This window comes from Candidatus Lokiarchaeota archaeon, from assembly GCA_014730275.1.
Classification (GTDB): Archaea; Asgardarchaeota; Thorarchaeia; order Thorarchaeales; family Thorarchaeaceae; genus WJIL01.
In genome coordinates this window covers 44,568-68,704 of record WJIL01000006.1, presented here as the reverse complement: position 1 = coordinate 68,704, position 24,137 = coordinate 44,568, and the positions used below count along the sequence as shown (strand labels likewise).

Here is a 24,137-nt window from a genome sequence, read left to right as displayed (position 1 = left end):
CAACCAATTACAATGAGGGTAGAAATTACTATGTCAAATGAAACAAAGACTGATAGGCGAAATGTCTGTGTTGTAGGTGGAGGTCTAGGTGGACTAGCAGCTGCAATACGAATCCAAGCGAATGGCCATGAAGTCACGTTATTGGAAAAGAGACATCAATTAGGAGGTAGAGCGGGAGTCTTCACCGAGAAGGGCTATACGTTCGATACAGGCCCCACCATCGTTACACCTCCTACTGTGGTTCATGATGTTTTCGAGGCTGCAGGCAAGAAATTGGAGGATTATGTTGAACTTGAGCGTGTGTTGCCAAAATATCGACTTTACTTCCCCGATGGCACAACCATGGATTATGGTGGATATGAGGATAATATCGCTGAAATCCAGAAAATGAGTCCGGAGGACGTAGATGGTTACCGCAAGTTTTTAGACAAAGTTAAACCAATCTACGAACTTGGTTTTGAGAAGTTTGGATCGATGCCCTTCGAAACAATCTGGAGTATGGCGAAGATGGCGCCTGCAGGCCTTAGATACAAAGCCTACAAGAGCGTCTATGGGTTTGTATCAGACTATGTCGACGATGAACGTCTTCGCATGGCATTATCCTTCAATCCACTGTTTATTGGTGGTAACCCTTTCGATGCAACGGCTATCTATACTCTCATCACGTACATTGAAGAGAAGCACGGCGTGTGGTGGGTCAAAGGAGGCACTCACAAACTTGTGGATGCAATGGGTCAAGTGTTTGAGGAGCTGGGCGGGACTATCAAATTGAATTCTGAAGTCATTGCCATTCCTGTTGACAGAAGTGGGGCTGTAGAAGGCGTAGAAACCAGTGATGGCAAATACTACGATGCCGATATTGTTGTTTGCAATTCTGACGTGGCAGAGACCTACATTAGCTTGATAGATGAACGACAACGAAGCAAGAACAGCGACAAACGGTATAGAAAAGCAGATTGGAGCATGAGCCTTTTCATGGTCTATTTTGGCGTCGAGAAGACGTATCCTGATATGACACATCATAGCATTGTCTTTGGACCCCGATATCGCGGACTGATAGATGATATCTTCAAGAACAATGTGATTCCAGATGATTTCTCCACGTACTTGCATATCCCCACGCGTACGGATCCAGAGCTTGCACCTCCGGGATGCGAGACGATGTACGCTTGTACACCGGTAACTAACTTGGATTCTAATACGGACTGGGAGACCAAAAAAGCGGATTTCAAAAATCACATTCTTGAACATCTAGATGAACGTGTATTACCGGGTCTGCTTGATAATCTCGCTGTCGAACGTGTATTTACGCCGCAGGACTTCAAGGACGAATTCAATTCGTACAAAGGAACAGCTTTCTCACTACAACCGCTACTTATGCAATCTGGTTACTTCAGACCACATAATCGATCACGAGACATTAAGGGGCTCTATCTAGTCGGTGCAGGAACACATCCTGGTGCAGGAGTTCCCAGCGTTATCATGTCTGCAGATATTACAACCGATTTGATACAGCAAGACCTAGCTGAGTCCAAAATCTAGAGGATGACTGCATAGATTCTCCTAAAGGGTGGGATTGATGCCAGAGAAAGTACAGACCATTGTTGTCGGTGCTGGTCCTGCAGGAAGTGCAGCTGCCTACGTTCTAGCCAAGACTGGACATGAAGTGATGCTTGTTGACCGAGCACAGAAACCGGGCGAGAAGAATGTATCCGGATGCCTTCTGAATGGCTCTGTTTTGGAGAAACTCATTCCCAATGTTTGGGAAATATCTCCAGTGGAGCGGCATGTGAACAAACACCGGGTGTCCTTTCTATCTGGCGATTCGGCAACGACTTTAGAATACAGCTCAGGAGATAGCTTTGCTTCTGACAACTCAACATATACCATCAACAGGAGCAAATTCGATAGATGGTTTTCTCAGATGGCCGAGAATGCAGGTGCTCTTCTTGTAGAGGGAGTGCTTGTTGAAGGCGTTATCGAAGATGACCAGAGAGTAATCGGAATTCGTTCTGATGGGGAAGAGGTCCACGCTGATGTGGTTATAGCCGCTGATGGTGTAAATTCGATGGTCTCGACCGATGCTGGATTGAAGGGAACCCTAGAACCTTCAGAAATGGGCCTAGGTGTAAAAGAGGTCTATTCTTTACCGCGAGAGATTATTGAAGAACGGTTTGGATTGGAGGGCTCGCAAGGAGTTGCACATTCATTTTTGGGATGCACTCTGGGAGAAGCTGGGGGTGGCTTTCTCTATACGAATCTGAACACGATCTCTCTCGGATCGGTGGCACATTTATCCGGCTTTGAGTCTGGACGATTAGAAGCACCTGAATTGGTAGCCCCTCTGAAATCACACCCTCTTGTCAGAAGGATGATTGCTGGTGGAGAGCTTATCGAGTATTCTGCTCATTTGGTATCTGAATCTGGATACAGTGGTATGCCTAAGCTCTACGATGATGGCATCATTGTTGTCGGTGATGCTGCAGGACTTGTTTTGAATCTAGGATATGCATTCGAAGGTATGAATTATGCAATTTCGTCTGGCATAGCAGCTGCTCAAGCAGTCCGAAATGCGGTCAGCGCTGGAGATTTCTCAAAATCCCAGCTTAGCTCCTATTGGCATCATCTGGAGAAGTGGGGCATCATAGGTAACCTTAGGCGATTCAAGCATGCACCAGACTTCTTGTCAAATCCACGGCTTCATACAGAATACGCTGAGACCATCAACGCTATCGCTCGGAATACCTTCAAGGGAGAAGGACAACGAAAGAAGATGCTGCAGTTGGCAACTCATGAAATGTTTTCTAGAGTTCCTCTGCCTTACATAATGAAAGATTTGCTGGAGGCATTGCGGGCGCTATGAGAGATGATTTGGAGAACAAATTAGGCTTACTGAAATACCGCTTTGATGAAGAAGCTCACATAGTAGTAGACAAGGAGGAGTGTTCATCCTGTGAATCAAAACCCTGTATACCTAGTTGCCCAGCAGGATGTTTCAAGCTGGAAGATGGAGAACTGACTTTCCAGTACGAAGATTGTATCGAGTGCGGAACATGCAAAATCATCTGTCCATATGATGCAGTTGACTGGAGCTATCCCCGTGGTGGATTCGGGGTAGTCTTCAGACATGGCTAAATGGTTTCATCTATATTTTCATGAAATAGGGATTCTCAAGAGACTCCTTCAGTACTTGGAGGAACTTTCCTGCAGGAGCACCATCAAGGATTCTGTGATCCACTGCGCATGAAGCCATCATCATGTGGCGAATACCAATCATACCGTCAACAGCCACCGGCTTCTCTTTGATTTGCCCGAGAGCAAGAATCGCAGCTTCTGGTGGGTTAATGAGTGGAATGAAAAGATCCACTTGGAATGGTCCTAGATTTGAGACGGTAAATGTGCTGCCTGAAAGCTCTTCAGAAGTCAATTCACCTTCTTGTGCTCTTTCTTTCAGTCCTTGGCTTTCTTGTGCTATTTCTGTAATCGATTTTTTATTGGCTGAGAACACCGTTGGAACTATCAGACCTTCATCTGTTGCCATAGCTATTCCTATGTTTATGTCATCATACATCTTGATGTTGTTACCCTCAAGAGTTGCATTGAAATGGGGGAATTTCTCCAGGGTGTCTGCTACAGCCTTTACAATTATGTCATTGAACGAAATCCTCAAAGCATGAGTTTTCTCAGTTTTTGTATTGATTTCTTTTCTGAGTTTGACAACTTCTGTCATGTTAATCTCGGTGATCATTGTGATGTGAGGTCGTTCTGAGCTTTCTGTCATCCTTCGCGCTATTGTCCGCCTCAATGGACTCATTGGTTTTATTTCTTTTATTTCTCTAGAATCCACCTGTACCTTTGATGCTTCTATCACGTCATCCTCTACGATCCGACCGCTCGGCCCTGTACCACGAACCATTTTGATATTGACACCAAGCTCCTCGGCTTTCTTTCTTGCTCGTGGAGATGCTTTGACTCTCCCTCCTCTTAGCCTAGAGATTTCGGTTTGCCCAGTAGATTCAGCTTCTTTGACTACCTCAACAGCTGTTCGTTTGTCTTCGGCAGCAGGAGTCTGGTCTTCTTCCATCTCTCCAAGCTTTTTGGGTGTGATATCAGGTACTTCCTCGTCCTCTTCGCCTATGATTGCTATAGGTTCACTGATTGGAATCTCATCATCCACTTCACAGAGCTGTTTGAGAAGTATACCCTCGTATGGCGATTCTAATTCGAACTCATTTTTCTCACCAAAGATTTCAACAACGGGTTCGCCCTTTTCGACGTGTTCACCCTCTTCTTTTAGCCACTCCAGAATCACGCCATATTCCATTGCGACGCTCATTCGTTGCATTATCATAATCTCGACCATTGGGCTCCCTCAGATTCTATACGATACTCTTGATTGTGTTGGAAATCTGCTTTTTGTCAGGTATGAAATAGTCCTCTAAAGTGGGACTGAAAGGTATTGGTGTATCGGGTGCATTCACCCGTTTGATTGGGGCGTCCAACCAGTCAAAAGCTTCCTCTTGTACCAATGCTGATATCTCTGCTGTGGTCGCTCCTGTCTTGGTTTCCTCAGTAACAAGAACAAGCCTCCCCGTTTTGACAACCGAATCAATGAGGGTCTTCTTATCGAGCGGCACTAGAGTTCTTGGATCGATAACTTCGACACTGATTCCTTCCTTGGCGAGCTCATCTGCTACCTCTATGGCTTGATGTAGCATTCTGAACGTGGCCCAGACAGTAACATCCTCACCTGCGCGACGGATTTTCGCTTCCCCAAAGGGGATGAGGTATTCGTCATCTGGTACATCTTCCTTCTTGTCATAGACCAATTTATGCTCGAAAAACATAACTGGATCTGGATCACGGATGGCTGTCTTGATCAATCCTTTGACATCCGAAGCGAAAGCAGGTACTGCTACTTTGAGCCCTGGTGTATGCATGAACCATGCTTGTAGGCTCTGCGAGTGGTGGGAAGCAATATTTTTGCCCCCTCCAAATACGGTCCGCAAGACAAGGGGTACAGATGTTTGTCCGCCGAACATATATCGCATCTTTGCTGCCTGGTTACAGATTTGATCCATGGCCAGCGTAATGAGATCACCAAACATTATCTCAGCAACTGGGCGCATTCCCGTTATTGCTGCACCCACACCCGCTCCTGCAATTGTGTTCTCTGAAATTGGTGTGTCTCTGATACGTTCTTCGCCAAATTCCTCGACAAAACCTTTGGTTACTTTGAATGCACCACCCCAGTTTTTGCCAATATCTTCGCCCATCATGAAAACGCGTTCATCACGCTGTAATTCTTCTCTAAGACCTTCTCTTAGGGCTTCTCGATACGTCATTTCCGTCAATTAGGCCACCTCCGCAAACACATCTTCCAGAGCTTCTTCTGGTTCAGGATGTTCAGAATTGATTGCAAATTCAGCCGCTTCATCCACTTGCTCTTGCAGCTGTTTTCGGATGTTCTCAGCTTTCTTCTTGGACAACGCTTTTTGCTCAATGGCAAGATTCGTGATTATTTCAACAGGATCTCTGCTCAACCATTCTTCTTCCTCTTCCTCTGGTCGATAATCAGCGGGATCAAAGCGAGAATGGCCTTTCTTTCTGTATGTCTGGCACTCAATCAGTGATGGACCTTCGCCGTTTCGTGCTCTTTCTACTGCTTCTGCTGCGGCTTTGTAGACCTTCAATGCATTATTGCCATCAACAACTTGACTTGGGATACAATACGCTTCGCCTCTTCTTGCTATGCTCTGACTTGGGCACATCTGCTTGATTGGTGTCCCCATAGCGTAAAAGTTATTCTCAACTACCCAGATTACAGGCAATTTCCATATCGCAGACATATTGAGGGACTCACAGAAAGTTCCGTTGTTTGAGGCTCCGTCACCAAAGAAACAAGCTACCACTTCATCGGTTCCTCGCAACTGTGCCGAAAGAGCTGCTCCAACAGCTATTGGTAGGCCTGAGGCCACGACGCCTGTAGCGCCGAGAATACCTGCCTCAAACTCCGTAATATGCATGGATCCACCTTTCCCCTTGCATGAGCCCGTCTTCTTTCCAAGCAACTCGGCAAAAGCTCGTTTCATATCCGCTCCTTTCGCGACAACGTGCCCATGCCCTCTATGGGTACTCTGAATCCAATCCGACTCTCTCAGAGCTGTACTTACACCTGCAGCAACTGCCTCTTCTCCAAGATAGAGATGAAGCGTGCCCGGTATCAGATTGCGCCCGAATACTTCCCATACTTTTTCTTCGAAAAGCCTGACTTTGAGAGTCTGCGTATAAAGATCTTCCAAGGTTTCCTTTGTGACGTCCATCATCTAACCGCCTGTATTGACAGGTTCCTGAGCGAGTCCGACAATTCAATCTGATAAAAGCTTCGAACTGACTTGGTTTGCTGAACTTTTCATGATTAGGAGAATCTTCGGATACATCAGATTTGGCAATAGGTGTTTACTACGAAGAATGTGCCGGTATTTGCCGAGACGATGATAATCCTTTCCATACTCGTATTGCTGAGTATAATATAAGCACAACTATGCAAATGTGTCGTATGAAACTGTAACGGCTATTTTCTCTGGTAGGCATGTGATTCTTTCATCATAGTGAGAAACGAGTAGACGATGTATGCCTTTCCTGTTTGAAGAAATGAGGTGAAGTATATTGGATCCAGAAATGCCTGATCAGCCGTTTTAAACTGCTCAACGTGTAAGAAAAGGGGGATATCCTCTCCCCCTTCCCCATCTCTCGTTGGGAAATTCTTGATTCTCCGAATAAGTCAGCCGTGAGAAGTGAAAATCCGATGGGAATCCTTCAAATGCTTGAAATGCTTTATGTATCTTGGAGGACATCATGGTGTCAAATAATGTTGGTTACGAAGGGGCAGCTGAATTTTACGATTTTTTTGCTGATAATAGCGACATCCCATTCTATGTCAGTTACGCTCATGAAACAGGCTCACCGATACTAGATCTTGCAGCCGGCACTTTGCGCGTTACTGTTCCCCTTGCAAAGGAGGGCTTCCGTGTTTTTGCTCTTGAAAAATCACCTTCAATGCTTTCGATTGCACGGAATAAGCTAGACAGGCTTACAGAACCCGCCGAAAACCGAATAACACTAGTTGAAGGAGACATGACAAATTTCGGTTTTGACATCACTTTCTCTCTGATTATCATTCCTGCATCCTTTGGATATGCAGTGACAACAGAAGAACAGCTTTCAACACTTGTTAGCATACGCGAGCATCTGCGCGATGACGGCTTGTTTCTACTGGACTTGTATCCCGGAGTTCTCCATGATCAAGAAAGCGAGTGGGAAAACGAACCAGTTGAGCTACCTGATGGTCGAACGGTATCACGCAGGGGAAAGGCCAAAGTGGACAGAGTTGAACAGAGACAGGATGTAAACATAGAGTATCGGATCTCTGGCGGCGAAGATAATGTTGATGAAATTGTGGAAGTTGAATCCTCGGTGGCAATAATCTACAACCGCGAGGCTGATTTGTTGGTCAAAATGGCGGGGTTTGATGTTGTTGAAGAATTTGGTGGCTTCGGGAAAGAACCGTATGAACCAGAGTCTACACGGAGAATACTCGTTCTGCAGAAGGAAAATGAATAGCACAACGGATGTCAATATGTCCTAAAACAAGGTGGAATTTTCAAAAGATGTGGACTCATAGTCAATCGCAAGGCGTTTCAGTGCGATTCGTGGATTCACTGCATAGCATTTCTTACCCTCGAAAATTTCATAAATCTAAACTCGATAATTACGGACAAATTTGGGTCATTTCTTGTTGACCCATCAAAAACCGAACACGGGTATTTGTCCCTGTTTCATAGGACTAGTTTCAGATAAATTGAATCAGACAATTTACCACATTGGAGCGTGATTTCGTGTCAGAAACGAAAAAAGTAATTCCCAATCTTCCAATTGCAGAGTGGTTTGAGCTTGAACGAAATATGGAAATCGTAGCAAGAATGAGTACAGAACCTGTTAGGGCAATTCTGACCCGAAACATACAGCAAGAAAAAGAATCTCTGTGATTGGCTTAGTAGAATCTTGGATTTAATCACAAGAAAAACACTTGACTAGGGGTGCCAAGTTTTTTCGCTATCAACCCGGCACCCCTGCTTATTTTATTGCTTACAAATAGCGACCGCATTGGTGAATCTAACTATTTGCCAATTCTTCTGGTGGGGGAAGCTCATCCACCTTTCTGGTGTCTTTTCTGATTGTTACATCGCTCTCTTTTTCGAGGCTGTCTGTGTAGAGGACCTTTCCCTCGACTATTGCGTCTCGTTCAATGTAAACATCCTTTCCATAGATGTTCGCTACTCTTGCTCTTTCCTCGACGCGAATATCTTCTCCGTAGAGCGAATCTGTCCTGGCACGTTCGCGAATCCAAATTTCCTTGGATTCTACAAAACCTCGGACTTCACCCTTGCGCCCGATTCTGAGTCCGTCTTCAGCGAAGATGTACTTGGCTTCAATTCTTCCGCCTGCGAGAATACGGTATGTGTCGATTCTACCGCCAACAGAGACCGTTCCCCCGACTTTGATCTTTCGACTTGCTTTGAGGTTGTCATCTACAGAGAGCTTCCCGCCCACTTCTACATTTTCCAGCTCAAGCGATCCAGATACTTTCACAGTTCCGCCAACATCAATTTCTCCGCCCTTGCCATTGCCACTGATCTTTACGCTACCACCAACATCAATGTCCCCGAACTCGAAATTGTCAGCTGCCTTGAATGAGCCTCCGACATCAACGGATGCTACTTTGGAGTTGGGTCCGACTTTGGCAGAGCCGCCAACATCAATCTCGTCGATTTCAACAGAACCTTCGGCCTTGAAACTGCCGCCTATGTTCACTCTTCCGATTTTTCCATGATTGCATTTACCGCTGCCACCGACATGAAGCTCTTCTGTTTCGATTCGGCCGCCCACTTTGATTGAGCCTCCTCCACGTAATCTGTCAACAACAGCATCTCCGCTTATACTCAGAGATCCACCTGCACTCATTCTCTGTGCCTTTGCGTTACCGCCCACTTTGATTGAGCCGCCACCTTTGGCACCTCCACAAATGAGATTCTCGCCTATTGTGAGTGAACCACCGGCTTCGAAAATCTGTCCTTTCGCGGAACCCCTGACTTCTATACTGCCTTTCTTTGCGGTGGCTGATCCTTCAACTTCCAAATCACCTTCGATTGTCACTTTGTCGCTTGAAGTTACTTCCAGATTCTGTGCTTTTACACTCCCTCTGAAGAACGTCTCGCCTTTGATTCTGATGTCTCCCTCTACAGTGATTTGGGACCCGTCTTCAGGAACTACGTATCTACAGTCTTTTAGCTCGAGGTCTTCTCGAACCAGACCCAGTACGAGTTCCTGTTCACCTTTGAATTTCATGTTCTTCGTTGCTCCTTTGATGCATATTTTCTATGTATAATCCACTATCCTCTACATATAAAGCGAAGTCACAATCAGTAGTCACAAATTGTGACCATCCCTAGAAAAGTAGCCTTTCAACAGGACGGTCCGAATCTGCCTCTGTGGTATCTGTCTCGGTGTAAGTCCTCGCTTTGCCTTTGATATCAATTATGTAGTATCGTGAATCTATTTCATACAAAGGAAGGAAAATGGTTAGCGTATTGTTATCTACGTTGGCTCTGGTATCGTACTGCAACCCGAGGGTTCCATTCGTGTAGCTGACTCTGTAAGCCGGGGTACCTTCTTCATTCGGTCTCCTTGTGATTATCGTTATTCTGTAATCGTATGGATCAGGATACGGTGAAGAATCCGTTACGTTTCTGATTTCCCCTGCAACTGTTATTTCGAGTGCGATGTCGTTACCAGTTCGGTATGAGCGCAATTGGACAATGTCGATGTTAGGATCCGATACATCTCCTTCAGGATCTGTGTGAGTGATGTTGGTTCGATGGACCGGCATTCGACCAATAAAGAATACACTTGGAATTCCGATGACAATAATGATGATTAAAGCGAGAACTCTCGTTCTAGGTAACTTCGACCGGAGAAACGACCAGACTGATTGTTCATCCGTAGACTCAAATGGTTCCTCAATCGTGCGTTCTCTCCAGTTGCCCAGATATCTTTTGAGAGCATAGATAATTACTAACGCCAAAATCATGGCAATGAAGAGCACACCGAATAGGCTGATTTGAGACTGTGGACCTCCTGTAGTTACTGTTGCTGTAACTTGGAGTTTCGTATTGTAGTCCACAATTTGAGATTGTGGTACTCCCATTTGAGATGGTGACCTCCTGATTACCCGTGGTTTCTATCTTGCTTAAAGTTTTGGCCTTTTAGAGCCATAAAAACCTCGGGTTTTCCGGAGTATCTGTATTTCATGGGTATAGACCACATCTAATGTGGCTACATTCCCATAATTGGATCGGGCATTGGCATACCCACTAGCTTTGCCATACGCTTGTAAAGCTCCAAATACTGGTGGCCACGCACTGTTACTGTGTATAGAATCTGCCCGTCATCGTCCTCTTCTTCTAGCAGACCTCTATCACAGAGCATGTTGATGCTATCCTTTGCACGATCAACTGGCATATTGCATGAACGTGCCGCTCGAGTAAGGGGGCAGTGGCCGTAGATATAGATGACACGAATGAGTTCCGCATATATGTCATACCGCGTTCTACGAGGGCGGTCTTTCCGTCGTGGCACATCAACACCCAGTTTTGGGTATTCTCGTAGCCATAAAAAGGGTATGTCTACAAACAATCCTTAAGAAAGGCAATTCGAACCTTTTTGAGACAGGGGAGCAAAGGTGAAAGTCGCAAGCGCGTATGTTATCAGAAGCAATGGAGAACTTGCCTATGCACGGGTCTTGAAAGAAGAAGGCAACAGTTTTGATTTATCACTTCCTAGTCGCGTTACTGCTGGTGTTACGCTCCTTACCTCATCTCATTCTGTAGAAAAGCAGCGTACCTACTTTCTGGAAGAAAATGACAAACTCTGGGCTTATGCCATTTTCAGTGAATTTGCTGTTGTGGCTCTAACACATAATCCAGATGACAAAGCACAATTAAAACAGAGATTGGTATCTCTTGGCAAAACAATCCGAAAGTCGTATCAAGATGTTCTGGACAAATTCTCCGGCGAAATCCCCCAGATGGACGAGATAGATCGTGTTATTGACAGATATCTTCTCGTTAATTCAAAAACTTCCAGCGAGAGATTGATTGGCTGTACTCGGGATTTTGTAGACGAAGCCTTAGAAAACTATGAAGTTGCCTATATTGGGGTTTTTGATGCTAAGGGCAAAATGGTTTACGGCAACGTTCCGAAATCTCATGCTCTTCGAATCCAAGATAAAATAATCAACACGGGATTCAAGCCAAATCCTGACATGGTGCCGACATCTTTGAACGTAAATAAATACAATGTACAGTTCTTTAAGGTTGGCTCATTCAGTGTAGTTGCTGCCCCCTACAAAGGGGGGAGCAAAATGCAGGCTGTTCATGCAGTTGATGAAATCACACAAGCTTTGAAAGACGTTAGTGCATCCTGAAAAGAGGAAAGGGCTAAATGCCATGCCCCTTTTCGATTCTACCGTGAGTCGATTATGCTAGTAGTTGGTATTTGTGGATCTCCTAAGACTGAGAAGTCGCACACTGAGTTTCTCCTGAGGAAGGCACTTGATGCCGCCTCTTCTGAATTATCTAGTAGTTCTAACAAAGAAGGAAACACAGTACTCTTGAAGATGAGCGACTATGAAATTCGTCATTGCACTGGCTGTGATGCATGTGTTCGTCGCAAACCTTGTCCCGAGAGTGAAAAGGACGACATGCCAGAGATTGAAGAATGGCTAAGAAAGGCTGATGGAATCATTGTTTCCGCTCCTTCTTACTTCACTGCTGTTCCTGGTGTCTTGAAGGATTTGATCGACAGATCAAGACCCATGAAGATGAATGGGAACGAACTGAAGGACAAAATCTTTGGCGCAATATCATACGCAGGCTTGCGATATGGCGGACAGGAACATATCGTTGACTATCTAAATCGGTTTGCTCTCGGTCACGGTATGATCGTTGTGGGAGCAGTTGACAATCCTGTGAAAGATGGCTTCTTTGGCGCTGGGAGTCTCCAAACAGACGATGGCAAATGGCGCTCCGCAAAGGATGATGAACTTGCAATTCAGGGCAGTATCAAACTGGGCCAGCGTGTAGCTGAGCTTGTCAACACAATGCATGAATAGGTGAGGCTCCAATGAGTGATGAACCTCGGCCAGGTCTCGTGCAAGTTTATACTGGAACTGGTAAAGGGAAAACCACAGCTGCTCTTGGTGCTGGTATGCGTGCAGCAGGCCATGGTCTTGGTGTGATGATGATTTCCTTCATGAAGGCAAAGGTCGCCATGCGGGGTGACAAGGTTGATATCAATTATGGAGAGTTTGCTTCGGTTCAGAAAATTCCCCATTTCGCTATCGTCCCGGTTGGCAGAGAAACATTTGTTGACAAAGAGAATCCTGACCCTGTTGATATCGAACTTGCACAGAAAGGGCTACGAATGGCTCAAGAGGCGATTGCTGACCATACCTGTGATGTGTTGATTCTTGATGAGATTAATGTGGCCGTGGAATGGGACTTATTCAGTCTGGAGGATCAGCTGGAACTTATACGCACTAAACCCGATGATATGGAACTGATCATGACGGGAAGGTATGCCCGTGAAGAAGTGATTGAGGCAGCTGATTTAGTTACTGAGATGAAAGAGGTAAAGCATTACTTCGAGGAAGAAGGCGTTAAGGCAAGAAAGGGGTTCGAATTCTAAGTTCTGCATTGGGCAAAATCGAATAAGTTAATATCCTCTCTTTGGACAGCTTCCATATCGTACTCAGGAGAACTAGACATGGGTGCCGAAAAAGCAGAATCGAGGAAGGAATATGCAGGCAGCAAACCAGAGTCGAATCGCATAGCCAAGGCAAAAAAGACGTGGGAGAAAGAAACCCTCGAACCACATTTGAATAAGTACCCTGAAATCAAAGACGAGTTCGTAACCACTTCTAGCAAGCCGGTTAAGAGACTCTACACGCCTCTGGATACGCAAGATCTTGACTACCTCGAGGACCTGGGATTTCCAAGCGAGTATCCATTCACACGGGGAGTTCAGCCTACGATGTACCGGGGCAGACTCTGGACTATGCGTCAGTTTGCAGGCATGGGTACTGCTGAAGAAACGAATCAGCGGTTCAAGTATTTGCTCAAGCATGGACAAACCGGTCTGAGTGTTGCTTTCCATTTGCCAACAATCTATGGTCGGGACTCCGACCATCCTATGTCACACGGTGAAGTTGGCAAACTCGGTGTAGCAGTTGACACATTGAAGGACATGGAAATATTATTCGACGGAATTCCTCTTGATGAGGTCACCACAAGCATGACCATCAATGCGCCCGCCTCCATTTTACTTGCGATGTATATGGTCGTCGCTGAGAAGCAAGGGGTCCCTCCTGACCAAATCGGTGGAACTATTCAGAATGACCTGCTTAAGGAATTTCAAGCTCAGCGTTCAGAGATTTATGCACCTGAGCCATCATTACGAATTATCGTCGATATCATTGAGTACTGCACCGAACACATTCCACGATGGAACACGGTCTCAATCAGTGGGTATCACATTCGCGAAGCAGGGTCAACGGCAGCACAGGAACTTGCATTCACGCTCAGAAATGGATTGGAGTACGTGGATTGGTGTGTCGAGAGAGGGCTGGACGTTGATGATTTTGCACCGCGCTTGTCATTCTTCTTCAATGCTCACAATGATATATTCGAGGAGGTTGCCAAGTACCGTGCTGCAAGGAGGATTTGGGCACGCGAGATGAAAGAGCGTTTTGGTGCGGAGAAGAATCGTTCTCTTTGGATGCGGTTCCATACTCAGACAGCTGGCTGTTCGCTCACAGCACAACAACCGATGGTCAACATCGTTAGAACTGCATATCAGGCACTTGCTGCAGTTCTTGGTGGCACTCAGTCGCTGCACACCAATAGCATGGATGAAGCTTTGGCGCTTCCTTCAGAAGACGCTGTTCGTGTTGCTCTGCGTACCCAACAGGTACTAGCACACGAGAGTGGCGCTGCAAACACCATTGATCCTCTTGCTGGTTCGTACTACATTGAATCACTAACGGATGAGTTGGAAGAGGAGGCCTATGAGTACTTCGATAAGATAGATGCTATGGGGGGTGTAGTTCCCGCTATAAAGAAGGGTTTCTTCCAGAAAGAAATCGCCAAATCCTCATATCGATATCAGAAGGAAATCGAAAACAACGAGCGAACCATTATTGGCGTCAACAAATTCAAGGTTGAGAAAGAACCCGAGATTCCTGTGCTGAAGATTGATCCTGAAGTTGAAAAACGGCAGATTGAACGACTGAATCGAGTCCGGGAAGAGCGAGACGAAGAGGCGGTTCAGGAGGCTTTGGAAGGGCTGAGGAAAGCATCCGAAGGTGATGAAAATGTCATGCCTTGGGTTGTCAAGGCTGTCCGTGCATACGCATCAGTAGGCGAAATCTGCGATGTATGGAGAGAGGTATTTGGGGAATGGGACTCGCCTAAGATATACTGAGCGCTTGCAGTCCAGGAATTTCACGGTTGTCTGCTCAGGAATTCTAAGTCCTCTTTCGCAGTTCAAAGCATTTCCAGACGTGCTTTGACGACAGCTCCGCAATAATTGCATTCTGCCTCGAGTGCACCAACCCAATCAATATCTTCCTGCGATAGCGATGCACCGCATGATGGGCACTTGGCTGGGAGCCGCAAAGTTCGAATATCTGTAGTCTCTTCTCTTTGACGGTGTTTTTCGGGTATCGCAAATTCGGGGGCTTCCACTTGTAGCTCTTGGTCGTCAGGAGTCTTCCCTCCAGATTTAACACGATATGCAACAACACCTATGACTGCAATTACAATCGCAGGTACAATAAATAGCCAGATACCGTAAGTGGCGGCTACAGCATTAAGACCGTTGTAGACGCCGATACTATAGAATCCTGATCCACTGCCGGTTTCTTCGACTAAGATGTTTACGATTGTATTTTCCTCAAGTGTGAACTCTACCGTAACACTTGACCCACCTGAACCTTGAGTTGCTGCAATCACTTCTGAAGTATCCCCATCTCGTACCCTCACGGCAAGCCTCATGCTCCAAAAACCGTCACTCTTGACAACTACACTCCAGCTGCCTGCAGTAAGATTGGCGTAGTAGTAGCTATTACGGTTGGACCAGATATGTTGAGAACTTAAGGTCTCGTTTGGACTGAGTCTGGTATCGTATTGAGCCCTAGCCTTCGGAACTGAAAACAGGGCCAGACAAAGTATGAGGCATATAGGAACATAATGATGACGCCGCAATCTTACCTACCTCAAGCTAGTCTGTATCGCGAAACATCTTAAATCATTTCACCCACTTATGAAACAGTATTGCCAAGAGTATAGGGAGCCTAATTTTCTTCTCCAAATCTTTGCTGATAAACGGATACAATCACTACAGCGGCTGCCAATATGAACGCGAGGCCGAGGAATATCGTTGCTCCCACATTGCTTTCAAGAATGGGGAACGCATAGTGAGACCAGTTGAATGTGGTGTGAAATATGAGACATGCGAATATGCTGCCTTTTGTGTTGTTGAACACCCATCCAAAGAGTATCGATATGAGAATAGTTGATATCATCAATCCCCAAATCGGTTGGCTGTAATAGTAGGCTTGACCGGAAATGAAGAACAATGGCAGGTGCCAGAGTCCCCAGAAAAGACCAACTATCAAACTAGAGCTGACAACATCCAGCCGGGACTGTAACCTAGGCAACGCATATCCTCGCCATCCGAATTCTTCTTGAAGCGGGCCACCTAATAGGAGAATGTAGACAAAAGCTACTAGTAACGCGAACGGCATTTCTATCCATTGGAGGAGAGGATCATAGCCCGCAAAGGCTACCGCTATAGTGAGGGATAAAATGGTTATCGCTGGAAAGAGAAGAAAAACAACAAGATACAGTTTCCAATCGAATTTCCATATTGTACCTCTCTTGAGTAGGTTCATTGTGCTATCCTTGCCCTCGCAAAGTAGTGTAGTCAGTACTGCCCCAACTAGAGGACCCCATGCAGCAACATTGAACGGCGTAGATAGATAGTCTGTGAACGCTGAAGATGGGATCAATCCCATATCATGTAACGCCTGAGGAACCCAAAAGGCCCATGAGAAAACAAAAGTTACAACATAGAATGTGACAATTTGCTTCAGAGTAAATTCATCTTTAGTTGACATTTTCCATCCCTCGATTCATTTATGAATGTAATATGATTTGTCGGACTTCCAGTCCTGTGGTTGCTTTTATGCAATCGTTTTCTGCAACGGTCTATGACAAATTCATAAATATTCCGCAGAAATCTATGACTGATTGGTTCTGGGTTGAATCAGTGGCAAATGAATACACGGATTCATTTCTCCGGTATTCAACCAATGTTTTATGAACGCCTCTTACTAGGTAAGTGAGAGGTGAATGAGTTGACGGAAAAAAGGAAGCTGGCACGGACCCTTGGGAGGACGTTGCTTGCATGGGCTTTTTCCAGCTTGGTTGTTGGTTTGTTACTCTATCTGTTCTCCACATCGCTATTACAAGGAATCGGTCTCCAAGCTATGTTGTGGGGTTTCATTGATGTAGTAATCGCATCGTTCACCCTTTTCAAACAACAAGACGACCCTGCATCAAAGTTAGCGAAAATACTTCTCATAAATGTTGGATTAGATGTGGGTTATCAGGCAGTCGGGGTCATACTTCTTCTGTTCTTCGGGCAGGATCCATTCATTGCAGGAAATGGAATTGGTGTCATTATTCAGGGTGCATTTCTGTTCATCCTAGATTTGTACTTCTATCGGAAAATGAAACGGCTTGTTTCTATTGAAGAAAATGAGTGAGAAACCATAATCTATTAGATACTGCTTGGATATGATCGATACAGTTTCATTGGTTGATAAAGAGGTGGCCGGCAGCCCCTGCTAGAGGACTGCCACAGAACGATTAAACGAAGTTCAAATTTTATGAATGACCGACAGCAAAACTGGTCATCGTTCTACTCAGCGTCTGAAACCTCTTTCAACTTAGCTACCCACTCATCGACATCGCCAACTTGGAAGAAGTCTTTCTCATAATTGCCTTTGTCTTCGTGACTAACTTGCAGCTGTTTTCTAATCATACCCTTAGTACCAACCTTCCTGATTTGGTCAAGAGGTACATCTACGGTAGTATCCGTGCTCTTGAAGAAAAAGAACAAGAATGAGCTTTCTCGACCAAATAGCAATCTCTGGTTCGTTAGTACTAGCCTGCCTCCCTGTTTTACATTTCCGCCATGTATCACATGTTTTGCGGAGTCTTCTCTGATTATTTCTTCACTGGTCTTTAGATTTGGAAATTCATCATCTGACATTTCCTATAGGTCTCCTTGCGATTTAATTGGTCTAGCTTGCTCTTATGGGCGATAAATTTGCACGTCCATATGTATCCCCGTAAAGTTTTGCAAACTAATTAGCTGGTTTACAGCCGTAGAACGACAAGCTTTTGGGCCCACATATGAAGATATACCGTTTAAACAAATATCAAATGAGTATTGATGATAATATCAAATTCCTTTGGCTGAAATCACAACATATATCACCACAGAAAACATAATTAACAAATGTTAAGAAATCGAACCCTTGTAGTACTATCCCAACTAATCCTATTTGGATTGCTGTTTTCTACTGTTCATGGGCATGTTCCCATTCAAAGTGATGAAAACGAGAGTTTGGAGACCGCGTTTGAAATTCCCAATCCCAGAAAATCCTGGGTGGTCTATTCGGAGATTCATGAGGGTGGTGAAGGCAGATACTACAAATTGGATCTTGAAAATGGCACACGACTTAGATTCACCCTATTCATACCGAATCAATTTGTGGCAAAAGGTTTCCTACCGGGAATAGTTTTGATGGGTCCTGAAATAACACATCGTGGAACTCCTCCAGATTACATTGAGACAGTGGAAGATCTGGGAATATCCGTTATTGCTGGGATCTATCCAAACGAGCCGAAATACGAAGGGTTTACACCCAGTACATACTCGCTTCTGGTAGATGTGGATTCGACGGTAAATGCTACTGGCACCTATTACGTAGTTGTCCATGAGCCGATGCAAGGAGGAAGGTTCGGTATGGCATTGGGCTACGAGGAATCCTTTACCCTCGAGGAATGGATTCTCGTTCCCTTCTCAGTAATGCTGATTTACCAGTGGGAAGGACAGTCTTTGGCGATAATCATCGCTCCGATGCTGATTATAGTTTTCAGTGGGTTGCTGATTCTTCTAAGGCGGAGAAACACGGTTCTCGATTTACAGAGCGCCCCATTTCTAATGGCGTCTCTGGCGGCATTGCTATTCATTGGAAGTTCGGGGAGCCTATTCTTCCAGATGATCTATGTTCTGGTTCAGACGAATCTTACATCTGAAGCTCTGATTACAGTGTTTTTTGCAGCTATTCCATTGCTGTTGGGCATATCTGTACTGAAGCAGATAGAAGAACCTAACTGGGCAAAAAATAGGGCAACAAGAATCAAGCTAATACTTCTTGGTGCAATCGCCCTTTTCTTCTGGGCAGGCCTTATTCTTGGCCCGATTCTCTTGATTACGTCAGTCATGGTCACTTTCCTACTCGATCGGGGTTAGCTTCTCGAAGATTTCAGCAAACCGAGTCTAGGTAGTACTAAGCCTGAATCTCGGAACAGAAGAGAAGTTTTATGTTCCAAAAAATGCCAATTATTTACCCCTCAATCAACCAGAATCAAAAAGCGGGCTGAATTCCGAAGATTCGGGAGTGTGTTGTAATGATTGATTTTCACTACCATATTGGACGTATCAGCTCTGATAAGCTCAACGAGGAATACGGAATACCCAAGCAGGCCGGGGCGGAATTTCTGGTTAGAAATCTCAAGAAATTCGCTGACATTGATATGATGTTTGCAACTCCATATGCTACTCCACATGTCGGCTATGCAGAGTCGTTGGAGTGGTTACTCTCAGAAGTCAAGCCATACTCAGAACTTCTTCCTGTTCCTGTAATCCATCCCAAAGCTGAAGCCACCAGTTCATTTCTGGCGAGAATCAATTCCCATGATATCCCGGGAATCAAATTGCATTGTGGTAGTATCGATTTTGAATATTCACTTGAAAATACTGCATTGTTGAAGCCTTTCTTCTCATTCGCAGAGGAACGAAATCTGATTATTTTTATCCATACCGATAGACATTCATGCCGAGCAAGGGATTTGGCACCATTGTTAGAAGGCTACGACGGCAAAATCGTGCTTCTGCATTGCTGCAGACCTGAAGGAATAGAGCTTACCCGTTACCGTTCGGTGATTCTTGAAACCAGCGGTTGTGACACGAAAGACATCGACTTGACTATGCGATATGTACCTGACCGGGTGGTGTTTGGTTCTGATTTTCCATTTCTTGATTATGAAATCTCACTCGAGCGTGTTAGGAATCGTATTTCTCAAATAAAACAGAACGAATCGGATTTACTCCGGAATACCATTTAGGACATTCATCGTGTAGACAAGCTTATCTTTTCTGAATTTTGGCTATTCTATGAACCGCAACATACCATCAAGGAGGCAACAACAATCACTAGGAAACAACAAGTCATGGAGGTTTCCGCATATGTTCTATTTGCAATTGGCCCTCTTGTTGGCAACGCTGTATTAGTACTGCTTGGAGCTATTGCTTCAGATTTCTCAGTCGATCCTACTCAAGTCCTCATATCCGTCCCAGCGTTTATGATTCCGTTTGCTTCAGTGCAACTATTCTCGGGAGCAATATCCGATATTCGAGGGCGGATTCCAGTGATTCTTTTTGGCCTTGTCTTTTATGGTATAGGTCTCCTATTGGTTTCCGTCTCTCCATCTTTGTCTTTCTTCATATGGGGGTACGCTCTGGCAGGATTTGGTTTTGGATTCGTCAATCCTGTGCTTATAGCTTTAATCACTGACTACTCATCTCAGTCGGAAATACAGGGTAAGATGGGGATTACTGGTGCTCTGGCAACGACGATGGTTGGATTGGGGCCTGCAATTGCGGGCCAAATGGTGATATACGGTTGGCGGGTTTTCTATGGAACCTTCGTAATCATCGCTTTTTTTGTTGCAGCAATCCTTGGACTATCGAGACCGGAAAACCGTAGAGTTGAAACGGAACATGCATTGGTGAACCTGATTCGAACATTCTCTGAAGAATTGAAGCGTCCCGCTGTCCTGTTGATGATGCTATCCGGGTTTCTGATTTCTGCATCTTACGGGGGAATAACAGTCTGGACTTCTCGTGGCCTTACAGGAGCGTTTCTGCCGTCAATAGTTGGAGGCGTTCTTATGCTCCTGGGTGTCACGGGTCTGACCGCTGGCCTTTCCATTAATAGGATTGTGACTAGATTTGGAGAGAGAACAGCTCTTGGTTTGGGGATGCTATCACTGTTTACATCTTTGGTGCTTCTGATTTCCATTGGTGACATTACACAACAAGCCAGCTTGGTTCTTGTTGCCCTAGCAGTATTGATTCTTGGTTGGGCTGCTGGCTCTCTTTCGCCAGTAGTATTGGCCACAAGCCAGAAACTATCCCCTGGACGAAGAGGAGCCCTTGCTGGTCTATTGACTTTCTCAATGTTCGTTGGAAATGCGGTTGTTCCAATATTCTATGAACCATTCTTCACATTCGGTATGAGGAGTGTATATTCAGCTATTATGGTGGTCTCCGTTTTTCTGCTATTCACCCTTTATGCATTTACTCGAAAGGCTTCACAGCAACTGGATATCTAAGTGGGTGGTTCCCTTCTAGTACGTATGCTCTTACTACCTCCAATTATCGGGCCCCATACTTCGTGATGGCATATAGATCTAGTATTGTAGGCCATCTATGAAAAATAGGAAGGGGTGGGGGAATGATTCCCCCGTCTACTCAGTCTTCATGAATGCCAGTATGCGGACTAAGAAGCTTCTTGCAAGGCGGCTTCGACGATATCCAGCCCCTTGTTGAGGATGCCTTCATCAATGTTGATTGCTGGAAGGAACCGAATAACATTCTTGTGTGGTCCGGCCCCGATGACAATGAGTCCATTTTTGTGACACTCAGCAAGAATCTTACTTCGCAGGTCTTTTGCGGGCTCTTTTGAGTTCCTATCCTTAACAAGCTCAATGGCTCTCATCATTCCAAGTCCTCTGGTATCCCCTATGAACTCGTATTCGTCATACCACTCATCGAATCGCTTCTGCATGACTTCCCCCATCTCGTTAGCATGGTCAAGGCTCCCTTGCGCAATTTTGACCGTTTCCATTCCAGCTACCAAGCTGACTGGGTTGCCGCCGAAGGTAGTTCCTAAACCACCTGCATGAACCGACTCCACAATGTCTGTCTTGCTGATTACTGCAGAGAGTGGAAGTCCACCACCAAGGGTTTTTGCGAGCGTGATTACATCGGGTACAACATCGAAGTGATCCATCGCAAACATTTTCCCTGCACGTCCCAAACCGGACTGTATTTCGTCAGCGATCATGACGATATTATGTTCGTCGCATATGCGTCTAAGACCGCTTAGGAATCCTTCTGGTGGGACGATGAAACCGCCCTCTCCCTGAATAGGCTCAACAACCATTGCAGCAATTTGATCTGGTGAAACGTGGAGTTCCAAATTGTCCTCGAGGAATTTCAAACATTGAAGACCACAATCAGGATATTCACGTCCAAACGGGCATCTGTAGCAATATGCATAGGGCGTTCTGTAGATGTTTCGATCGAGGACTCCAAAACCTTTCTTGTATGGTTGGACGCTGGCCGTCAGTCCCATTGCGAGTCGGGTCCTTCCATGAAATGCGTAGCCAAATGCTATAATCCGTGGACGTTGAGTATAATTGATAGCTATTTTGATCGCATTTTCAACCGCCTCAGCACCACTATTCAGAAAGATAGCTTTCTTGCTGAAATCACCTGGGGCTAGCTCAACCAATTGCTTCGCCATCTCGACATAGGGAGCATATGGTGTTACATGGTAACAAGCATGCAGATACTTATCCAGTTGTTCTCGGATTGCTTCCATTACCTTAGGAGGCCTATGACCAACATTGAGAGAGGCAATTCCAGTTGCGAAATCTATGTAGCGGTTGCCATCTAGATCCTTTATAGTTGCTCCTCTACTCTCAGAAATGAATGCGGGAGTGACCGTATACAATCCCTTTGGGATGTATTTCTCAGCCATTTCAACGAACTCGGCTGATTTTTCGCCGGGTAAATCAGTTAGCATTTCGGGGATATTCTTGTCAGACTCATCAGACAAACAAACTCACCTACATAAGAAGGTGTAAGGGCGGGAATTAAGCTTCATTGTTGAGGATTCTACAGCTTGTTGCTGTCTACAATGGTCGTACCAACACGGATTTGTTCTATTTCTTCAATTACCATGTATGATTTCAGCGCGACAAGTAACCAAAATGCGATGCCTATTTATTGCGCGCCTTCTTTGTTCCATTACACTATGGACAAAATGCGTGGCGATGGAGACTTTGAATAGATGACTGAATACAACAAAATAACTGATGCCGAAGTTAAGAAGTTGGAATCCATATGCGGTGAGGAATATGTCACAGATAGCGAACCGTTGCGCTACAGTTACATGGCAAAGGGAATCATGGGTTTGGAAGCAGAACTTCCCGAAGTAATTGTCCGACCAGGTAACGTCGAAGAAGTTGCTGGTATTCTACAAGTGGCCAATGATAACCTGAGTCCAGTAACACCTGCAGCAGGTGGTTTGAGTGGTGGGTTCGCCCTTCCAGCAATTGAACCTGGAGGGATCTTGATGGATATGGCTCGCATGAATCGCCTGGAAGTTGACCCGGAAAACCGCGTCATGGTGGTTGAACCTGGTGTCAAATGTGGTGATGCATGGAGGATATTCAAAAAGAAATGGCCCGAATGGGCACCACCCATTCCAGATGGAGCACCACCGGGTGCAACCATTTTGGGTGACGCCATTGAACGAGGTTTCTCTCTCGTTACTGCTAGATATGGTCCACAGGCCGATATGATCATGGGCCTCGAGGTCGTCCTACCTGATGGTCAAATTTTCAGAACAGGCTCTTGGGCTCTTGATGGAGCGAAAGCCTACTACAGGTGGGGGATTGGACCAAACCCTGATGGTCTGTTCCTTGGCTCACAGGGCTCAATGGGAATCGTTACCAAGGCTGCTGTAAAGATTGTTCCACATCCTCATCATAAGACAATTGTAGCTTATGGTGGTGATAGCTGGGATCACATTGTAGAGCCAGTATGGGAGATAGCTAAACATGAGATGGGTATCTCCGACAATACCGTTATGGTACAAGGTGGTAACTGGCCGCTTGTGATGACAAGGTGGCCAAAGGGGAACATTCCACAGGATTACAAGTTTTATGACAAGATTGGCATTGACGAATACTGGATGAATACCGAAATCTGGGCTCATTCTGAAGAGGAGCTCAACTTCACCTTGGAACGGATTGATGAAATCTACAAGGATTACGAGCTCAGAGAGAACACTAAATGCCCAAAGCAGGACTTGCATCCGAAACAGATTGCGTCTCGGTTGAAAAAACCAAATCTGATAGCAGTACCATATGGTCTCTATCAGGCTGGCTTCTTGTTCATCACGTGGTATGTCCCATGGTTGGAAGCTCCCCGAATGATGGAGGAGTATTGTGCGAAAATGGAAGAATATGGTTTCCCACCAACAATGTGGGTGGCCTCCATAGATCATGCCAGACAAGCAATCGTCATGCCAATTCTCTGCTTTGATAGCACCGAGGAAGGCATCTATGACAAAATACGGCAGTTCAATCTTGAGACGACGAAGAGCTTTCTGAAACAGGGCTGGATCAATTATAGACCTGATCCGTTTGTCCATGCCCCAGAGACCTTCAGCAAAGCGAAGGACTACTACAAGATGCTGGTGAAGTTCCGTAAGGTCCTGGATCCGAATCTGATTCTACATCCGGGTCGCCTAGCTATACCGTGGGGAACTGTAACTGACCTGCCGAATCCTTTGGAGGAATGAAATC

24 protein-coding genes are annotated in these 24,137 nt (G+C 45.4%); 14 read left to right on the top strand and 10 right to left on the bottom strand.

Annotated features, from left to right (window positions below; translation table 11 throughout):
- Window positions 1-12 precede the first annotated feature (12 nt).
- From crtI to GF309_00705, 3 genes are read left to right on the top strand one after another with little or no spacing between them, the layout of a single operon-like run.
- Entirely contained in the window at window positions 13-1,542 is a 1,530-nt protein-coding gene (crtI, locus tag GF309_00715; protein ID MBD3157283.1) for a phytoene desaturase, read from the top strand.
- Between the two features lie 37 nt (window positions 1,543-1,579).
- Window positions 1,580-2,863 (top strand): NAD(P)-binding protein, encoded by a 1,284-nt coding sequence (locus GF309_00710; GenBank protein MBD3157282.1) that lies wholly within the window; start codon window positions 1,580-1,582, stop codon window positions 2,861-2,863.
- Window positions 2,860-3,135: a ferredoxin family protein gene (locus GF309_00705; GenBank protein ID MBD3157281.1), complete on the top strand. Its 276-nt coding sequence runs from the start codon at window positions 2,860-2,862 to the stop codon at window positions 3,133-3,135. The genes GF309_00710 and GF309_00705 overlap by 4 nt, the downstream gene beginning before the upstream one ends.
- A 10-nt stretch (window positions 3,136-3,145) precedes the next feature.
- Here GF309_00705 and GF309_00700 read toward each other — a convergent pair whose 3' ends face one another.
- The 3 genes from GF309_00700 to GF309_00690 are packed head-to-tail and all read right to left on the bottom strand — an operon-like array spanning window position 3,146 to window position 6,326.
- A complete protein-coding gene (locus tag GF309_00700; GenBank protein MBD3157280.1) occupies window positions 3,146-4,363 on the bottom strand; it encodes a hypothetical protein in 1,218 nt (405 codons plus the stop codon).
- A 16-nt stretch (window positions 4,364-4,379) separates the two neighbouring features.
- Window positions 4,380-5,345: an alpha-ketoacid dehydrogenase subunit beta gene (locus GF309_00695; protein MBD3157279.1), complete on the bottom strand. Its 966-nt coding sequence runs from the start codon at window positions 5,343-5,345 to the stop codon at window positions 4,380-4,382.
- Between the two features lie 9 nt (window positions 5,346-5,354).
- Entirely contained in the window at window positions 5,355-6,326 is a 972-nt protein-coding gene (locus tag GF309_00690) for a pyruvate dehydrogenase (acetyl-transferring) E1 component subunit alpha (protein ID MBD3157278.1), read from the bottom strand.
- A 532-nt stretch (window positions 6,327-6,858) separates the two neighbouring features.
- Between GF309_00690 and GF309_00685 the strand changes: the two genes are divergently transcribed.
- Together GF309_00685 and GF309_00680 are read left to right on the top strand one after the other, a co-directional pair.
- Window positions 6,859-7,623, top strand: coding sequence for a methyltransferase domain-containing protein (locus GF309_00685; protein MBD3157277.1), 765 nt, complete (start codon window positions 6,859-6,861; stop codon window positions 7,621-7,623).
- Between the two features lie 275 nt (window positions 7,624-7,898).
- Window positions 7,899-8,048: a hypothetical protein gene (locus GF309_00680; protein MBD3157276.1), complete on the top strand. Its 150-nt coding sequence runs from the start codon at window positions 7,899-7,901 to the stop codon at window positions 8,046-8,048.
- A gap of 127 nt (window positions 8,049-8,175) precedes the next feature.
- On the opposite strand, the gene GF309_00675 is transcribed toward GF309_00680, so the two are convergent.
- The 3 genes from GF309_00675 to GF309_00665 form a co-directional block, all read right to left on the bottom strand.
- On the bottom strand, window positions 8,176-9,408 hold the full coding sequence (locus tag GF309_00675) for a hypothetical protein (protein ID MBD3157275.1): 1,233 nt from the start codon (window positions 9,406-9,408) through the stop codon (window positions 8,176-8,178).
- 100 nt (window positions 9,409-9,508) lie between these two features.
- Window positions 9,509-10,267 carry a hypothetical protein gene (locus GF309_00670; GenBank protein ID MBD3157274.1) on the bottom strand — a complete coding sequence of 253 codons (759 nt, stop codon included), beginning with the start codon at window positions 10,265-10,267 and terminating at the stop codon, window positions 9,509-9,511.
- A gap of 128 nt (window positions 10,268-10,395) precedes the next feature.
- Window positions 10,396-10,755 carry a hypothetical protein gene (locus GF309_00665; GenBank protein MBD3157273.1) on the bottom strand — a complete coding sequence of 120 codons (360 nt, stop codon included), beginning with the start codon at window positions 10,753-10,755 and terminating at the stop codon, window positions 10,396-10,398.
- Between the two features lie 46 nt (window positions 10,756-10,801).
- On the opposite strand from GF309_00665, the gene GF309_00660 reads away from it, so the two are divergent.
- The 4 genes from GF309_00660 to GF309_00645 all read left to right on the top strand — a co-directional run bounded on the left by GF309_00660 (window position 10,802) and on the right by GF309_00645 (window position 14,601).
- Window positions 10,802-11,545 carry a hypothetical protein gene (locus tag GF309_00660; GenBank protein MBD3157272.1) on the top strand — a complete coding sequence of 248 codons (744 nt, stop codon included), beginning with the start codon at window positions 10,802-10,804 and terminating at the stop codon, window positions 11,543-11,545.
- A 54-nt stretch (window positions 11,546-11,599) separates the two neighbouring features.
- Window positions 11,600-12,232, top strand: a complete 633-nt coding sequence (locus GF309_00655; protein MBD3157271.1) for a hypothetical protein — start codon at window positions 11,600-11,602, stop codon at window positions 12,230-12,232.
- Between the two features lie 11 nt (window positions 12,233-12,243).
- The gene (locus GF309_00650) at window positions 12,244-12,807 is read left to right on the top strand and encodes a cob(I)yrinic acid a,c-diamide adenosyltransferase (protein ID MBD3157270.1); all 564 of its coding nucleotides are present in this window, start codon (window positions 12,244-12,246) and stop codon (window positions 12,805-12,807) included.
- A 78-nt stretch (window positions 12,808-12,885) separates the two neighbouring features.
- Window positions 12,886-14,601, top strand: a complete 1,716-nt coding sequence (locus GF309_00645) for a methylmalonyl-CoA mutase (protein ID MBD3157269.1) — start codon at window positions 12,886-12,888, stop codon at window positions 14,599-14,601.
- Between the two features lie 62 nt (window positions 14,602-14,663).
- On the opposite strand, the gene GF309_00640 is transcribed toward GF309_00645, so the two are convergent.
- Entirely contained in the window at window positions 14,664-15,161 is a 498-nt protein-coding gene (locus tag GF309_00640; protein MBD3157268.1) for a hypothetical protein, read from the bottom strand.
- 311 nt (window positions 15,162-15,472) lie between these two features.
- Window positions 15,473-16,297 carry a CPBP family intramembrane metalloprotease gene (locus GF309_00635; GenBank protein MBD3157267.1) on the bottom strand — a complete coding sequence of 275 codons (825 nt, stop codon included), beginning with the start codon at window positions 16,295-16,297 and terminating at the stop codon, window positions 15,473-15,475.
- 240 nt (window positions 16,298-16,537) lie between these two features.
- Between GF309_00635 and GF309_00630 the strand changes: the two genes are divergently transcribed.
- A complete protein-coding gene (locus tag GF309_00630; protein MBD3157266.1) occupies window positions 16,538-16,948 on the top strand; it encodes a hypothetical protein in 411 nt (136 codons plus the stop codon).
- A gap of 155 nt (window positions 16,949-17,103) precedes the next feature.
- On the opposite strand, the gene GF309_00625 is transcribed toward GF309_00630, so the two are convergent.
- Complete coding sequence (locus tag GF309_00625; protein MBD3157265.1) at window positions 17,104-17,457, bottom strand: hypothetical protein; 354 nt, start codon at window positions 17,455-17,457, stop codon at window positions 17,104-17,106.
- 357 nt (window positions 17,458-17,814) lie between these two features.
- Here GF309_00625 and GF309_00620 point away from each other — a divergent pair, with 357 nt between their 5' ends.
- From GF309_00620 to GF309_00610, 3 genes are all read left to right on the top strand, one after another.
- A complete protein-coding gene (locus GF309_00620; GenBank protein MBD3157264.1) occupies window positions 17,815-18,726 on the top strand; it encodes a hypothetical protein in 912 nt (303 codons plus the stop codon).
- Window positions 18,727-18,884: 158 nt separating this feature from the next.
- The gene (locus tag GF309_00615) at window positions 18,885-19,601 is read left to right on the top strand and encodes an amidohydrolase family protein (protein ID MBD3157263.1); all 717 of its coding nucleotides are present in this window, start codon (window positions 18,885-18,887) and stop codon (window positions 19,599-19,601) included.
- 105 nt (window positions 19,602-19,706) lie between these two features.
- Window positions 19,707-20,870: an MFS transporter gene (locus tag GF309_00610; GenBank protein MBD3157262.1), complete on the top strand. Its 1,164-nt coding sequence runs from the start codon at window positions 19,707-19,709 to the stop codon at window positions 20,868-20,870.
- 167 nt (window positions 20,871-21,037) lie between these two features.
- Here the strand turns inward: GF309_00610 and GF309_00605 are convergent, their stop codons facing one another.
- Window positions 21,038-22,381 carry an aminotransferase class III-fold pyridoxal phosphate-dependent enzyme gene (locus tag GF309_00605; protein ID MBD3157261.1) on the bottom strand — a complete coding sequence of 448 codons (1,344 nt, stop codon included), beginning with the start codon at window positions 22,379-22,381 and terminating at the stop codon, window positions 21,038-21,040.
- A 234-nt stretch (window positions 22,382-22,615) separates the two neighbouring features.
- On the opposite strand from GF309_00605, the gene GF309_00600 reads away from it, so the two are divergent.
- Window positions 22,616-24,133: an FAD-binding protein gene (locus GF309_00600; protein ID MBD3157260.1), complete on the top strand. Its 1,518-nt coding sequence runs from the start codon at window positions 22,616-22,618 to the stop codon at window positions 24,131-24,133.
- Window positions 24,134-24,137 lie beyond the last annotated feature (4 nt).